This window comes from Phenylobacterium sp. LH3H17 (assembly GCF_024298925.1).
Lineage (GTDB): Bacteria > Pseudomonadota > Alphaproteobacteria > Caulobacterales > Caulobacteraceae > Phenylobacterium.
Genome location: NZ_CP101283.1, coordinates 2,747,130 through 2,761,556, shown reverse-complemented (window position 1 = coordinate 2,761,556; position 14,427 = coordinate 2,747,130). Strand labels below are relative to the sequence as shown.

At 66.3% G+C, this 14,427-nt stretch carries 12 protein-coding genes; 4 read left to right on the top strand and 8 right to left on the bottom strand.

Annotated features, from left to right (window positions below; translation table 11 throughout):
• The first annotated feature begins 298 nt into the window (after nucleotides 1-298).
• Nucleotides 299-598 carry a hypothetical protein gene (locus tag M9M90_RS13640; protein WP_254833766.1) on the top strand — a complete coding sequence of 100 codons (300 nt, stop codon included), beginning with the start codon at nucleotides 299-301 and terminating at the stop codon, nucleotides 596-598.
• A 165-nt stretch (nucleotides 599-763) separates the two neighbouring features.
• Here M9M90_RS13640 and M9M90_RS13635 read toward each other — a convergent pair whose 3' ends face one another.
• From M9M90_RS13635 to M9M90_RS21200, 5 genes are all read right to left on the bottom strand, one after another.
• Nucleotides 764-1,195 carry a hypothetical protein gene (locus M9M90_RS13635; RefSeq protein WP_254833765.1) on the bottom strand — a complete coding sequence of 144 codons (432 nt, stop codon included), beginning with the start codon at nucleotides 1,193-1,195 and terminating at the stop codon, nucleotides 764-766.
• Between the two features lie 285 nt (nucleotides 1,196-1,480).
• Nucleotides 1,481-2,572: an alkene reductase gene (locus tag M9M90_RS13630; protein WP_254833764.1), complete on the bottom strand. Its 1,092-nt coding sequence runs from the start codon at nucleotides 2,570-2,572 to the stop codon at nucleotides 1,481-1,483.
• 422 nt (nucleotides 2,573-2,994) lie between these two features.
• Entirely contained in the window at nucleotides 2,995-4,968 is a 1,974-nt protein-coding gene (locus M9M90_RS13625) for an ATP-binding protein (protein ID WP_254833763.1), read from the bottom strand.
• A 227-nt stretch (nucleotides 4,969-5,195) separates the two neighbouring features.
• Nucleotides 5,196-5,693, bottom strand: a complete 498-nt coding sequence (locus M9M90_RS13620; protein ID WP_254833762.1) for a chemotaxis protein CheW — start codon at nucleotides 5,691-5,693, stop codon at nucleotides 5,196-5,198.
• Between the two features lie 2 nt (nucleotides 5,694-5,695).
• Nucleotides 5,696-7,294: a globin-coupled sensor protein gene (locus M9M90_RS21200; RefSeq protein ID WP_371876858.1), complete on the bottom strand. Its 1,599-nt coding sequence runs from the start codon at nucleotides 7,292-7,294 to the stop codon at nucleotides 5,696-5,698.
• A gap of 433 nt (nucleotides 7,295-7,727) precedes the next feature.
• Between M9M90_RS21200 and M9M90_RS13605 the strand changes: the two genes are divergently transcribed.
• From M9M90_RS13605 to M9M90_RS13595, 3 genes are all read left to right on the top strand, one after another.
• The gene (locus M9M90_RS13605; protein ID WP_254833761.1) at nucleotides 7,728-8,210 is read left to right on the top strand and encodes a MucR family transcriptional regulator; all 483 of its coding nucleotides are present in this window, start codon (nucleotides 7,728-7,730) and stop codon (nucleotides 8,208-8,210) included.
• Nucleotides 8,211-8,459: 249 nt separating this feature from the next.
• Nucleotides 8,460-10,400 carry a PAS domain-containing hybrid sensor histidine kinase/response regulator gene (locus M9M90_RS13600; RefSeq protein WP_254833760.1) on the top strand — a complete coding sequence of 647 codons (1,941 nt, stop codon included), beginning with the start codon at nucleotides 8,460-8,462 and terminating at the stop codon, nucleotides 10,398-10,400.
• Between the two features lie 401 nt (nucleotides 10,401-10,801).
• Nucleotides 10,802-11,476: a response regulator transcription factor gene (locus M9M90_RS13595; protein WP_254833759.1), complete on the top strand. Its 675-nt coding sequence runs from the start codon at nucleotides 10,802-10,804 to the stop codon at nucleotides 11,474-11,476.
• Nucleotides 11,477-11,725: 249 nt separating this feature from the next.
• On the opposite strand, the gene M9M90_RS13590 is transcribed toward M9M90_RS13595, so the two are convergent.
• The 3 genes from M9M90_RS13590 to M9M90_RS13580 form a co-directional block, all read right to left on the bottom strand.
• Nucleotides 11,726-12,505, bottom strand: a complete 780-nt coding sequence (locus M9M90_RS13590) for a DUF3703 domain-containing protein (protein ID WP_254833758.1) — start codon at nucleotides 12,503-12,505, stop codon at nucleotides 11,726-11,728.
• Between the two features lie 97 nt (nucleotides 12,506-12,602).
• Nucleotides 12,603-13,046: a hypothetical protein gene (locus tag M9M90_RS13585; protein WP_254833757.1), complete on the bottom strand. Its 444-nt coding sequence runs from the start codon at nucleotides 13,044-13,046 to the stop codon at nucleotides 12,603-12,605.
• Nucleotides 13,043-14,146: a DJ-1/PfpI family protein gene (locus M9M90_RS13580; RefSeq protein WP_254833756.1), complete on the bottom strand. Its 1,104-nt coding sequence runs from the start codon at nucleotides 14,144-14,146 to the stop codon at nucleotides 13,043-13,045. Before M9M90_RS13580 ends, M9M90_RS13585 begins: the two co-directional genes overlap by 4 nt.
• Between the last annotated feature and the right edge of the window lie 281 nt (nucleotides 14,147-14,427).

The window sequence follows — 14,427 nt, the reverse complement described above, 5'->3', positions numbered from 1 at the left end:
CCTGGGCGCCTGTCAGGCGCCTTCGCCACCAGGGGAGCGGGGTCCACCGGATGACGCGTGAGCCGGCAGTCTCGCTCCACCACGCGGCCGAAGGCGCCGGCGTTGGGCCGCCGCCGGCCGCTCGACGGCGCCTCCCGCCGCGCGGAGCGAGGCGTTGTGCGCAAAGCCTTGGCTTCGACTGACAGGGGCGGTCACTTTGCGGGATGTCCATCGCGCCGCATTGGGGCCACAAGAGGCGAAGGTCGCAGCGCATTTCGCGGCCCCGATTCCATTTCATTGAGCTTGTTTCGCGATACCCATGGATTTCATCGATCTCTTCGGCGCATCGGGCGCCACCTATCGGTTCCGGCTTTGGTCAGAGGGCGGGGCCCTGCTTCCGGTGGCGGGCAACTTCGTGGTTGCCGTGGCGGGTCCCGCTTCGGTCGAGGTCCTGGTGGTCGGCCTGACCAATGATCTGTCGCGCGCCGAGGCGGCGGCCGGGTCCGAGGAGGGCCAGATCTACAGGCGCCTGAATGTCGCCCGCGCCGCCCGCGAAGCCGAACATGACGATCTGGCGGCCGGCTATCCGCAGGCGCGGGTGGTCGGCGAGCTGAGGTGAGAGCGACGACGGCGGGGTGCGAACTCTGCCGGTGGCCTCGAGGGAGTTGAATCCAGGAGGGGAAGGCCTTCCCCTGCGGCCGGGCCTGAAGTCCCGTCTGACCCTTTCTGCGGGGACGCCCCGCAACGCCTCGGGAGATGTCGGTCCGGGGAGCCCGGCCAATCGTCAACCCGGGACAGGGCCTCGGTCACCTTCAGCGCGCGGCCCCCTGGGATCGTGACCGACCAAGAGCGGCATGGCGGCGAAGGCGGTCTGTCCCGCCAATCCCACGAGCCCAATCGGGGTGGCGACGGTCATCGCCCAGTCTCCTAGGCTTTGACCTTGCATGATCCTCGCCAGCCCCGCCTCGGCGGCCATGGTCAAGGTGAAAGCCGTCGCTCCAACTGCGAGACGCTGCGCGCGGGTGAAGTCTCGGTCGCGCAGCAGGCGGCGAGCGATGGCCCAGCTCGCCAGAATGATCAGGGGGACCTCCAATAGCACCGCGGCGGTCGGACCAAGCCGTGGGGCGACGACAAGCACGCGGGCAGCCCCTGTTGCGAACGCCAGGCTAAAGACCAGCGCGAAATAAGTCAGTCCCGTGAGGCAAGCCGCGGCCATGGACTTCTCTAGCACGGCTGTCGCGAACGGCCGTCCGGGGAATACCGCAGCTACTTGGTCGGCTGATCAGCGGCGCAGTTCAGGCGTTCAATTCGTGGGCGCCGGAGGGGATTGAACCTGCGGCTATGGGCTCTTTGCCGTCGTTGGGTGGGTCCGCTTCTGGGCGGTTCAGGGCCAAAGCTCTGTGCCCGAGGGCCGGACGCGGCGCCGTGAGCGGACCTGAGCGAGGCCACGTAAAGATGCGGCCGCCGCACCGATTTCGGCGGGGCGCAGAGGCGTCGGCCTTCAGCTGACCACGCCCGCTTCCGCCAGCGTCGGGAAGTCGGTGTAGCCGCGGGCGCCGCCGCCATAGTAGGTGCGGGGGTCCGCAACGGTAAGGGGGGTGTTTTCGCGCAAGCGCTCCACCAGGTCGGGGTTTCCGATGAAGGGGCGACCGAAGGCAATCATGTCGGCGGTGTCGGCCGCGCGGGCGGCGAGAGCCAGGTCGCGGTCATAGAGGTTGTTGGCGATCGTCACGCCCTTGAACAGGCGCCGCAGTTTCTGGAGGTCGAAGCCGGGCTCGGCCGTGCGCGAGATGCCGGTGTCACCCTCCACCAGGTCCAGCCAACCGACCTCCGCCGCGTTCAGCCTCTCGACCACATAGGTGAACAGGGGTTCGGGGTCGCTATCCCAGGCCTGGTAGGCATGGCCGACGGGCGCAAGGCGCACGGCGGTGCGCTCTGGGCCCCACACGCTGATGATCGCCTGTAGCACCTCGACCAGCAGACGGGCGCGGTTCTCGATCGAGCCGCCATAGGCGTCGGTGCGTTTGTTGGTCATGTCCCGCAGGAAGGCGTCAATCAGGTAGCTGTGGGCGGCGTGTAGTTCGACTCCGTCGAACCCAGCCGCCTTGGCGCGCACGGCCGCGACGCGGAAGAGCTCGACGATTCCAGGAATCTCGTCCGTCCGCAGCGCGCGGGCATCTTCGTAGTCCTGAGGCCCCGAGAGCGTGAAGATCTGGCCCGGCTGGCGCATGGCTGAGGGCGCGATCGGCGGCTCGCCTCCGCCCAGTGACGAGTGGCTGAGGCGCCCCGCATGCCAGAGCTGGCTGAAGATCAGGCCGCCCTTGGCATGGACCGCGTCCGTTACCTGCCGCCAGCCGCTGATCTGGTCGTCGCTCCACAGGCCGGGGATATTCGGGCCGCCGCGTCCGCCGGGCGTCACGGGTGTCGCCTCGGTGATCAGCAGGCCCGCCGACGCGCGTTGGGCGTAGTAGAGCGCCTGCAGCGGCCCGGCCTCGCCGGCCTCGTTGGACCGTGTGCGCGTGAGCGGCGAGAGCGCGATGCGATTCTGCAGCTTGAGGCCATTGAGTTCACATGGGTCGAACAGGTCGGTCATCGCAGGGCTCCACACTTGCCACGACCTTGGCCACCCGGACGTGGCGTCAGTCGAGAGGTGATGGAGCCGATGGAACCTGACACCTGGGCCTCGGTCTCAACGCCGCCTGGAGAGTGTCTGCCTTCTGCCAGTGAGCCAATGTCCTCCATTGGCGCAAGGCAGACCATCCCAACCGCCGCGGCGCTTGGCGTCGGCAATCGGTGGCTTGCGGACGTCGCATTCCGTCGCGCTTCACGCTCTTCTGGGAGCGGCTAGGCAGCCGTGGGGCGAGATTCCCTGGAGCTCCATCCCCAACAGGCGACGGCGGTCGCCGGCTGAAATGATCCGCCCTGTGGCCGGCTGAATTTTCGGTTCACGCAGCGCCTGGGATCAAGGCATTCCTAGATCGGCGGGACAGCGAGGTCCGGCTGGTGACGATCCGGTTATCGTCTGTTCCCGTACACCGTCTCGACCAGCGAGATGAGCGCCGCGGCATCAATCGGCTTGGTCATGAAAGCCCCCGCGCCAGCGACCACAGCCTGCTCTCGGTGTTCCGGCATCGCGTTGGCGGTCAGGACGCAGATGGGCGTGTTCGCGGCGTTGGCCGCAGCTTCTCGCGCGCGGATATGGCGAATTGCCGTGAGGCCGTCCATCACCGGCATCTGCATGTCCATGAAGATGAGATCGAAGGCTTGGGCCTCGGCCGCCGCAATGGCGTCCCGCCCGTTCTCGACACAGGTCAGTTCGACATTCAGGCTATCGAGGATCAGTTCGACGGCCATGCGGTTGATCGGATGATCCTCCGCAAGCAGGATCCGCATGGGTTCCCCATGAGGGAGGGCTTGCGACGGCCTCTGCGAAGGTTCGGCGATCGCCTGGGCCGTCTCTCTCCGGAGCGGCAGCTCGAATATGAAGGTCGAGCCGCGACCGGGCGTCGAGGCGGCTGAGATCGTCCCGCCCATCAGCTCCACCAGGGATTTCGAAATCGCCAGGCCCAGGCCGGCCCCGCCGAACCGCCGCGTGATGGAGCCGTCGGCCTGCTCGAACCTCTCGAACACGGTGCTCCCGACCTCGGGCGGGAACCCGACGCCGGTGTCTTCGACGACAAAACGGATCCGGCAGTTCGTCTCGCCGCAGGCGATCTCGGCCACCGACAGGCTGATCTCACCCTGATCGGTGAACTTCACCGCGTTGCTCAGGAGGTTCGACAGGATCTGTCGGATCTTGAGGTCATCACCCCGCAAATAGCGGCATGAGTCTTCTGCGATCCTCATCTGGAACCCGACGCCCTTTTCCGCGGCGCTGGCGCGAAACAGCTCGAAAACGTCTCCGACCAGGGCGTCAAGATGGAAGGGTTCGGTCCGCACCGAAGTCCGACCGGCGTCGATCTTGGTCAGATCCAGGATGTCGCTCAACAGACCATCCAGGGCGCGGGCCGACGTCTCGATCAGCTGGACCATCGTGGCCTGCTTCGCCGTCAATCCGGTGCGCGCCAAGGCGCCGGCGACGCCCAGGACGCCGTTGAGCGGGGTGCGGATCTCATGGCTCATATTGGCCAGGAAGGTGGATTTGGCCTGGTTGGCGCGCTCAGCCTGCTCCCGCGCCTCCACCAAACGAAGCTCGGCGGATTTCCACGCGGAAAGATCACGCACGACGGTGGTGAACGCGAACCCGTCGGCGGTCTCGAGCTTGGCCAGGGAGGCCTCGGCGGGGAACTCCTCCCCGTTCTTGCGCAGGCCCCTTATGTCCGACCGCTCGTGCATGCGAAGGCCGCGCGCCGGGCCGGCGGCAAAGCCTTCGACGTGCCGATGATGGTCCTGACGGTAGCGCACAGGCATGAGGCGCTCGACGCCAAGCCCGATCACCTCGTCGGCGCTGTATCCGAACATCGCCGCGGCGCCGGCGCTGAACAGCAGGATGCGCGCTGCGGCGTCGGTGACCACGATGGCCTCCGGCGAGATCTTCAGCATGCTCGCCAGCATCTCCTGGCTCCGCCGGGAGGCCCGCTCCGCCGCGCGCAGAGGCGTGACGTCCTGCACCGCGCCAAGCATCCTCATGGCGCGCCCATCAATGGCGTACTCGACTTCGCCCCGCTCGTGGACGATGCGCACACTCCCGTCCGGCAGGACGATCCGGTGGTCCAGATCGTAGGGTTCGAGGCCCTCGATGGCATGCTGGACCCGCCGCTCCACGAGGGGGCGGTCGTCGGGGTGAACCCGTTCCAGGAAGGCCGGATAGGTCGGCGCGAAGACGTGCGGGGCCAGGCCGAAGACCCGGTAGATCTGCGCCGACCAGACGATTTCGCCTGTAACGATATCCCACTCCCAACTGCCCGTGTCGGAGAGGCGCTGCGCCCGCTCAAGGTGGCCGATCAGCTTTTCCCGATCGGACTCTGGATCGTTCAGCGCATTAGCCATGTTTTGCGATCTCGACCGGAAATTTCAACATGAGGCCCTGCAGGCTGGACGAGCCAAGGATCGCGGCTCATATCCCGAAGTTCGCGAGGCGGCGCCACTCCGAGAGGGGATCGCGCGCCCCAGGACCCTGAAGCGCGGGGCAGGCGGCTGTTCCGGGAGCGGCGCCTCCTGGACGCCCATGAACCGGTCCTCGCAACCCCTCGACCCGCACGCCGCAGGCTTCATCGCTAGGCAGCCTTGGCGACGGAAACGCCGATGGCGTCGGCGGCCGCGACTCCGCCCGGAAGGACCTGATCGAGGCAGAGTAGGGTGACGATGCCGATCTCGGTGGTCATGACGCCCTGCACGAAGTCCTGGATGACGGGGGCTCCGACGTCAGGTGTCTCCTGCAGCATGTCTTCCGTGAGCAGGATGATGTCGCAGACGGCGTCGACCAGGAGCCCGACCTGACGGCCGCCGATCTCGGCGACCACTACGACCGAGGCGCTGTCGGGCTGGGTTGAAGCCAGGCCAAGGCGCAGGCCGAGGTCCACGACCGGCAGGATGAGGCCCCGCAGGTCGATCATTCCGTGGACATAGGAAGGCGCATGCGGCAGCGGCGTGGAGGGCGTCCATCCGCGGATTTCCCGGACCGACATGATGTCGATGGCGAACTGCTGGTCACCGATCTGGACCATGATCAGCTCCGCCCCGACGGGCGGGAATTGGGTCTGGGGCGCTGACATGCTCAAAACTCTTCCCAGCCTTCGCTTGCCCGGGACCCGCCGCCCAGCCCGGCCGCGACCTTGCGCTGCATGGCCCGGGCGGGCGAAGGCCTGGCCGTGGATCCGGCGGACGCCGGTCGCGGCGCCGATCGGGTCACGGCGCGGGAGCCGTCGACCTCGAATCTCGAGACCAGTTGCACCAGCTCCCCGATCTCGGCCTTCATCGCATGGGCGGCCGCCGTGGACTCCTCCACCATGGCGGCGTTCTGCTGGACCACCTGGTCCATCTGATTGACCGCGACATTGACCTGGGCGAGCCCCGTCGACTGCTCCTGGGCCGAGGCCGAAATCTCGGAGATGACGGCGTCGATCTCGGCGACCTTGGTCACGATCGACCGCAGGGCCTTCCCGGTCTCACCCACCAGGTTCACACCTTGCCCGACCTGCTGCGATGAGGCCGAGATCAGGGTCTTGATCTCCTTTGCGGCCTCGGCCGAACGCTGAGCCAGGGCTCGAACCTCTGAGGCCACCACCGCGAACCCGCGACCGGCCTCGCCGGCGCGGGCCGCCTCGACCCCGGCGTTCAGGGCCAGGAGGTTGGTCTGGAAGGCGATCTCGTCGATCACCCCGATGATCTGGCTGATCTGGCGCGATGACTCCTCGATCTGGCCCATGGCGTGGACCGCCTGGCCGACCACCTCGCCGGATCGCTGAGCCTCGTTCTTCGCCTCCGCCACCGCCGCGCTCGCCTGGCGCGCGCCCTCGGCGGTGGTTTTCACCGTGGCGGTGATCTCGTCCAGGGCCGCCGCGGTTTCCTCGAGGCCTGCCGCCTGCTGCTCGGTGCGTCGCGACAGATCGTCGGAGGCCTGGGACATCTCGTCGGAACTGGCGCCGATGCTGACCGTGGTCGAGGCGACCATCGTCATGGTCTCCTCCAGCTGGACCATCGCCGCGTTGAAGTCATCGCGCAGCCTGAGGTACTCGGGCGGAAGGTCGTCCGGCATTCGATAGGTCAGGTCGCCGGCCGCCAGCGCCGCCATGCCCGCGCCGACGGAGTGGACGACGACGGCGCGTTCGTGGGCGAGCACTTCGGCCTCGGCCGCCTTGCGCGCCGCCTCGGCGGCTTCAAGGTACACCGAGATCGCGTAGTCCATGTCCAGGAGCGTCGCCTTGGCCAGGGCGCCCAGCTCCGCAGAAACCTGTCTGACGCCAGGCCCCTTCCTGGCTCCGAAGCCGCCCTTGGGCCAGCGCGCCTCGAGCACGCCGCCGATCAGGGTGTCCAGCAGCAGGGCGTAGCCGCCGATATACCATCGCGGCTCGAGGCCGATGCGGGCGTGAATTTCGCCGACCGTCGTGACGGCGCGCACATAGTTCTGATCGAAGTCGCCACTGGAGATCGCCTCCCAGTGGTTGACCTGTCTGTTCTTGGCGCTGGTGACGTGACCCTGGCTGGCAAAGAACTTCCGCGTTTCCGGGTAGGCCTGGATCTGGGCGTAGAAGGCGTCGAGCGCGCCTGGCAAGTCGTGCATGATGATCGACTTGATGTCGCGGATGCTTTGCTGGGCCGCCGCGTCCAGCTTCATGAAGCTGAGCCGTTCGCTCAAAGATTGTTCCTGGGTCATTTGGAATTCCTCATGTCTTGGGATCAAACATTCGAGCTCAGCGCCGGGAGAAGGTGCCCGACACCTTGGCCGTGCTTCTGGCTGCAGTCTTCGATCTGCGAACTATAGAGATTGGTTAACGCTAACGGATCGCGCAAATCTAAAGCGAAGATCGCGCTTCGGATCTCTCACTACGAGGGCGGGCCCATTATATCTAAATATAGTGGGATGAGAGAATTGCCTTGGTTAGACGGGCAATTCTGTACGATTCAATGCCGATCGCAAATGTCGCCTATAACCTTAGTCATATGACAAATTGTCGCGAACCGAATACCGGTCTGGTTGCTGGTTCGGCGGGCCGGTTTCAGCCTAGGGTTCGCCGGCTCGTAGCCACGGGGACGCCGCCGCCGGAGGCGCGGCGCTGACGCCCATCTGCGGTTATGGCGAAGATTGAATGTCCGACACCCCCCCGCTCGGCAGCGAGTTCCTGATGGCGAAACAATCCGTGAGTCTCGATGCGACGGTCGGCATCGTATCGGCCTATTTGAGCAGGAATTCGGTCGCGCCGGTCGATCTTCCGAACCTGGTCCAGTTGATCCACAGGGCGATCGCCGCGGCCTGCAGGGGCAGTGGGGTTCCGCCGTCCATGGTCCAGACTCCGGCGGTGGCGATCAGGAAGTCGATAACACCTGAACATCTGATCTGCCTGGAGGACGGGCGTCGGTTCAAGTCGCTCAAGCGACATCTGAGGACGAAATTCAACCTGTCGCCTGATCAATACCGCGCCAAGTGGAATCTGCCGACGGACTACCCGATGGTGGCTCCCAGCAGCGCGGCCGCCCGGTCGCTCCACGCCAGGTCGGTTGGCCAGGGGCGAGGAGGGCGGCGTCCGGCCGACGCGCCTGTCGAGGCCGATCCCGACGCTCAAGGGGAATAGCGACGATTCTCGACCGGCTCCCGTCGGTGGCGCGTGGTCAGGCCATGCGCTCGCGCCCCGCGGCAGGGCCCTGTCCGATGGCGCGAGCACAACCCCGCCTGGGGCCTGGAGACGGCCCAGCAGCTTGAGGCAGAGGCCGCATTGAATTTCTGGCGCCGCGCCAGAGCGCCCCGTTTGAGGACCCCCACAGCGGTTCCTTGCGGCGCCTCTCGTCAGCGGCGCCGCCTGGACATGAAGGAGCATCCGACAGTGACTTCCGAGCAATCGGGCGATGTGCAGACCCTGGGCGACAAGGACATCCTTGTCGGCATTCTCAAGATTTCCTCCGAGGCCATCATCCTCACGGACCACGAGGGGCGCGTCCTGATGTTCAGCGCCGGCGCTGAATCGATCTTTGGATACGGCTCCGACGAGATCGTCGGTCAGTCGCTCGAGAGGCTGATGCCCTTGCGCTTCCGGGCGACCCACAAGCGGCACATGGATCAGTTCGCGGGCGGTCCCTGCGACAGCAAGGTCATGAGTGACAGACGCCCGCTCTCCGCCCTGCGGAAGAGCGGCGAGGAATTTCCGGTCGAAGCGTCCTTGTCCAAGCTGCAGACGTCCGAAGGGCTCATCTTCACGACGATCATTCGCGACATCACCGAGCGGCGGCGAACAGAGGACGCCGTCGCCCGTTCCGAGCACCGGCTGACCATCGCGCTCGAAAACGCCAGGCTCCACGTCTTCGAGATGGACTATCGGGCGCGCACGCTGGTCAAGACCGGCGCCGAGGACACGTTCTTCGACCGAACGGTGACGTTCGAAGATCTGCTGGAAAACATCTGGTTCGGCGTCCACCCCGACCACAGGTCCCGGGCCGAGGACGCCTGGCGGCGCCATCGGGAGACGGGGGACGGCTTTCGGATTGAGACCCCGGTGAATCGGACTGACGGCCGGGACGTCTGGGCGCTCCTCACCGCAGACCTGATCGAGGATGAGGACGGTCGTCCCCTGCGTCTGATCGGCGCCCTTCAGGACATCACGAACCGGCGCCGCGCCGAGGCCGTCCTGGCGGACGCCGCCGGCGCGGCGGAGGCCGCGAACACCGCCAAGAGCGCCTTCCTGGCCACAATGAGCCACGAGATCAGGACGCCGCTCAACGGGGTGCTTGGCATGGCGCAGGCTATGACCAACGACGAGCTTTCGCCGGTGCAGAAGGATCGACTGGACGTGATCCGCCAATCGGGAGAGGCGCTTTTGGCGATCCTCAACGATGTGCTGGATCTCAGCAAGATCGAAGCCGGCAAGCTCGATCTGGAAGACATCGATTTCGACCTGGGTGAGCTGGTCCACGGGGCTCAGGCGGCCTTCACCTCCCTGGCCAACAAGAAGGGGCTTTCCTTCGCGCTCGACGTCGGCCAGGCGGCGGGCGTCTACCGGGGCGATCCGACGCGCGTGCGCCAGATTCTCTACAACCTGATCTCCAACGCGTTGAAATTCACCGCGACCGGCGAGGTGCGGGTTTCCGCCGTCTATCGGGACGACGGCCTGCGGCTTGCTGTGGCCGATACCGGCATCGGCATGACGCCGGAGGTGCTGTCGCACCTGTTCAACGCCTTCACCCAGGCCGACGCCACCACCACCCGACGTTTCGGAGGCACCGGGCTGGGCCTCGCCATCAGCCGTCAGCTCGCGGAATTGATGGGAGGCTCCATCGACGTCAAGAGCGCGCCGGGCAAGGGAACGACGTTTGAGGTTTCCTTGCCCCTGCGGCGGACGGCGACGACGATCACCAAGCCGTCCCATGGCGCAGGGTCTGTCGAGATCTCCTCGGACCTGCAGCAAATCCGCTTGCTGGCGGCGGAGGACAACCCGACCAACCAGTTGGTGCTCAAGACCCTGCTCCACCAGGTGGGCATCCAGCCCGTGCTCGTGGCGAACGGGTTGCAGGCCGTGGAGGCATGGGAGGCAGGCGACTTCGATGTGATCCTGATGGATGTGCAGATGCCGGAACTCGATGGGCCAGGCGCGACCCAGGCCATCCGGCGGAAGGAAGCCAGTTCGGGCCGCCTCCGCACGCCAATCATCGGCCTCACGGCCAACGCGATGTCGCATCAGGTCGAACAATATCTGGCTGTCGGGATGGACGCGGTGGTGACCAAGCCGATCGACATCGCAAAACTCTTCGCGGCCCTGGACGCGGTGATCTGAAACGGGCCACCGCGTCATTCAGCCAGATGAAACTCCGGCGACCAGGTGCGCTTCTGCCCGGGTCCGATTTCCTCTGATGGTTTGGGCAGACACAGAGCGCAACCAGGAGCGTGTAATTGCAATCGGTTCGCAGGAGTAGAAAAATCATGCGCACATATCGAGTTTCGGCGCGGCAGACTGCGAGAGATATATACTTGGATATACTACTCGATAAATGACACCGCTTACTTCGCTCCTAGGCGTCCGAATTTGTCCTGAGGCGTCGGCTGTGCCCGAAGATCGCGCTCATACGGCGTAGAGATTGATTGTGGACATGGCGGAAATTACCCTTACGGAGGGCATGGATATTGCTGCTCTGGGGGGAGCGACCTGTGCCGACAAAGGAACCGATGAGCCGACCCGTGAGCGCTTCTGCGGGAGGCGGCCGTTCCCATTTGCTGGCGGGCCGGCTGCTGACGCCGATGATCCTCGAGGAGAAGCCGATTTGTCGCGCCGCCATCACTCGACTGGTCTCGGACAGGGCGGAGTTCGGCCCGCCGCATCTGGCGGCGTCTCTCGCCGAGGCCATTGAAGTCATCGCCAATGTGAAGCCGGACCTGTTGCTGCTGGATCTCTTTTCCATCGGCTATGACTTCAAAGGGCTCGAACGACTGAAATCATTGCACCCATCGACAATAACAATCGCCATCGATGATCGAATGAACCCGGCCTTCGCAAGGCTATCGAAGGATGCTGGAGCCGATGGCTACGCCTGCAAGGCCTTCGAAATAGAACAATTCCAGGCGGTGATTTCCGAAGTCATCAGCGGGATGCGGAGTTTTCCTGCCGATATCCTCGGTACCCCGTCGAACAGCGCTTCGGCAGGTTCCACAGCTGGGTTGTCGCCGAGGCAAATGGAAGTCCTGAAGTGCATCGCGGCCGGGATGAGCAACCAGGAGATCGCCAACACGCTCGGCATCACTCTTGGCACCGTGAAACTCCACACCCATGCCGTCCTTCGGATCACCGGGACGCGCAACAGGACTGAAGCCGCCCTCATTGCTGGCCGGTTCATCGCGCCAATCCTTGAAGATTGAGCCGAGGATCGGCGCCTGGACGCGGAGATCTATCGACGCCGGGGGCATGAACCCGGCGTGCGGGTCGGCGTTGTTCGTTCAAGGTGCGCCTGTCCTCCGCGCGCGTCCCGTGGCATCGGTGAGCGCTTCCGGGCTCAGGCAAAGGCGCGCTTCCGGGCGTGACCTCATGGTCAGCATCTGGCGCGTGGGACTTTTGGCGCCGCACCGGGCCGGCGCGCGGACGGAGGCCGACAGGTTCGGCCCAGGCAGCTAGATGGCTTGTCCGGACGCCCCGGCGCGCCAGGCCGCGGCCATCTGGTCCCGCCACGAAGTGGGAGGGTTTGCAGCCATGATCGCCGCCAATTCCTGGGGGATGGGCAGGGGACGGAAGGCGCTGACCCGCGATCCGCCAGTGTTGCCCGGAGGTACCAGCCCGAAGGTCGTCTTGGTCGCCGCGCCGAGAATCCGGATGAGTTGACCGCCGGCCTCTCGAGGATCGCGCCGCCTCAGGCCCCAGCGCAGCATGCGGACATGCGCACGCACGTGCTCGAGGGTGGATCGCTGGCCCAGCACGTGGGCGCGCTCGAGGTGCGTGAAGGCCTCGCCAGGCCGTCCCCGCCGCTCGCAGGCCTCGGCGGCCGACAGTTCGGCCGCGATCGCCGGCGGGCTGGGCGGCAGGAGACGGACCGCGAGGCAGGCGGCGGCCGCGACGTCGTAGGCCAGGCAGAACGGCGGCCACCAGGTGGGTGCGCCGGAGGCCGGGAGCCAGTGGGGATGGACGAGGTCCAGCGCGCCGTGGCCGAGCAGGCCGGCCACCACCAGCCAGAGGTTCCAGCGGAAGCCGGCGACCGCGAGGCAGAGGAAGCCGCACAGGATCCAGGCCTCCAGGACCAGGCTGCCGGCGTCAGCGGCCTGGACGGCGAACAGCATGTAGTAGCTGGCGATCACCGTCAGCATCACCGGGTAGAAGTTCCGGCTCCGCGCGAAGCCTGCGCCGGCGGCGAACGTCGTCACACCGAACGCCAGGCCCAGGCCGATCAGATATTCCATGGCTTTCTCATTTCCGAATGGCGTCTGTGGTTTAAAGGAAGGCTGCGGGTGGCGGTCTTGCGGCCCGCCCCGAGAGGGCGGCGCCATCGACGGCCGGCTAGCGGAGCATCCCGTGCAGGAAGCCCGTCAACAGGACGAGGAAGCCGCCGATCTCGCCGACGGCCAAGGTATAGACGCTGGCGCTCACGAGCCCGCCATGCAGGTGGCGGCCGCCCAGCTGGTGCGGCCGTCGCAGCTGGTTGTCGGTGTCCCGTAGAACGCCGTGGACCGCGTAGGAGGCGACCGCGCCGGCGAAGAACAGCACGGTCACGGCGACCGCGATGATGTTCACCGTGGGCGGCCAGGCGCTGAGCCGGGCGAACTCGGCGAGCACCAGGCAGGCGAAGGCGTAGGTCAGGGCCGCGCGGTGGCAGATGTCGACATAGGTCGGCGCCTGGCCATTCGCGTCGGTGATCATCGCGCGGTACTTCCACACCCCCGTGACGAGGCCGGTGAGGAAGAAACCGCCGCAGCTAAGCTGCGCCAACTGGACGGCGTTCATCGGGCGGCCTCGCCGGCGGGCGGATCGTATTCCAGGCCGATGGTCGCCAAGCGCACCGCAGCCGGTCCGTAGCGTTTGCCCATCACTGAGATCGCCATGTCGAGCTGCGGCGCCGCCGGGCCCGCGTTCCCTGGAATGACATAGCGGCCGTTCCGGGCCTCCGCATCGGGCAGGATGGTGAGGCCGCGACGCGAGCGCACGGGCGTGCGCCCGGCGTTGGTGGTCACCACCTTTGTGCGGTAGCTCCGGCCCCAGGCGTCGGCCCTCAGCGCCAGCGCCACCTCGTCGACACCGTCGGAAACCGGCGCCTCCACCGTCTCGTGGGTCCAGACAGCCGCGGCGCTGCCGACCGCGGTCGCGATGTCGGCCTTGGTGAGCTGGAAGTCGGCCGTGCGATGGTCCGCCGACCAGTGCGTCACCCCAAATTTCGCCGCGGTCGCTTGCGCGATCAGGTGACCGCCTATGGCTTCCACGAGCGCGAGCGACATCGGGATGGAGGCGGTGACACCGGTGGTCGAGATGAAGGCGCCGTCCTGAAGATGGCGCTGGTCGCGGACCCAGGTCGTGTCGGGGTTGGTCTTGGCCAGGTCATTGATGGCCGACCAGTGGGTGACAGCGCGCTTGCCCTTGAGGAGGCCGGCGTTGGCGACGACCCGCGCACCCTCGCAGACAGAGACGATGGTCGCCCCCTTGGCGGCTTGCGCCTGGATCCAGGTGATGAGCGCCCGGTCCTTGGGATCGACCTGCGCCGGGACGATGACGATGTCGGCGCCGGCGGGTTCGACAGCATCAAACTGGCCTAGCGTCTGGTCAGCCATCACCTTGATGCTGCGACGAAGTTGGACAGGGCCGGCCTCGGTGGAAAGGCTTCGCACATCGGTGACACCGGCCTCCTTGAGCACCCCGTAGGGTATGGCGAAGTCAGTTGTCTCGGCGCCGCGGTTCTCCGCGACCACCACGACCAGGGGTCTCGCCCGGCCCGCTTTCGGCGCCGGGACACTCAGGTGATCCCGGTCGTGGCCAGGGTGCGCCTCGGCTGCAAACGGGTGAAGGGTGATCGCGATGGCGACGACAGAAGCTGCGGCGAATTGGGAATGCATCGAGTTCTCCTGAAGGTGGATGGAGCGCCGGAGCGTGGCGTCCCGCTTAGGCCGCGGGCGCCGGCGCGCCGCAGGCGCAGGATCGTCCGCGCTGGCCATTCGGCGCCGAGCTCTGATCGCAGGAGCACGCATCGCAAGCACAAGCCCAGCAGGGGCAGGGGCAGACTTGGGGGGAGGGCTGGGTCGAAGACATCGCTGGGGTCCTTCCGATCCGGTGTGGATCGAGCAGGACCCTAGGCGGCGAAAGTTGTGGCGCAAATGTCAGATGTATTGCAGTTTAC

Bases quoted from the DNA above. Each gene is read 5' to 3' on its own strand.
- M9M90_RS13640 (WP_254833766.1), top strand. From the start codon at position 299: ATGGATTTCATCGATCTCTTCGGCGCATCGGGCGCCACCTATCGGTTC.
- M9M90_RS13635 (WP_254833765.1), bottom strand. From the start codon at position 1,195: ATGGCCGCGGCTTGCCTCACGGGACTGACTTATTTCGCGCTGGTCTTT.
- M9M90_RS13630 (WP_254833764.1), bottom strand. From the start codon at position 2,572: ATGACCGACCTGTTCGACCCATGTGAACTCAATGGCCTCAAGCTGCAG.
- M9M90_RS13625 (WP_254833763.1), bottom strand. From the start codon at position 4,968: ATGGCTAATGCGCTGAACGATCCAGAGTCCGATCGGGAAAAGCTGATC.
- M9M90_RS13620 (WP_254833762.1), bottom strand. From the start codon at position 5,693: ATGTCAGCGCCCCAGACCCAATTCCCGCCCGTCGGGGCGGAGCTGATC.
- M9M90_RS21200 (WP_371876858.1), bottom strand. From the start codon at position 7,294: ATGACCCAGGAACAATCTTTGAGCGAACGGCTCAGCTTCATGAAGCTG.
- M9M90_RS13605 (WP_254833761.1), top strand. From the start codon at position 7,728: ATGTCCGACACCCCCCCGCTCGGCAGCGAGTTCCTGATGGCGAAACAA.
- M9M90_RS13590 (WP_254833758.1), bottom strand. From the start codon at position 12,505: ATGGAATATCTGATCGGCCTGGGCCTGGCGTTCGGTGTGACGACGTTC.
- M9M90_RS13585 (WP_254833757.1), bottom strand. From the start codon at position 13,046: ATGAACGCCGTCCAGTTGGCGCAGCTTAGCTGCGGCGGTTTCTTCCTC.
- M9M90_RS13580 (WP_254833756.1), bottom strand. From the start codon at position 14,146: ATGCATTCCCAATTCGCCGCAGCTTCTGTCGTCGCCATCGCGATCACC.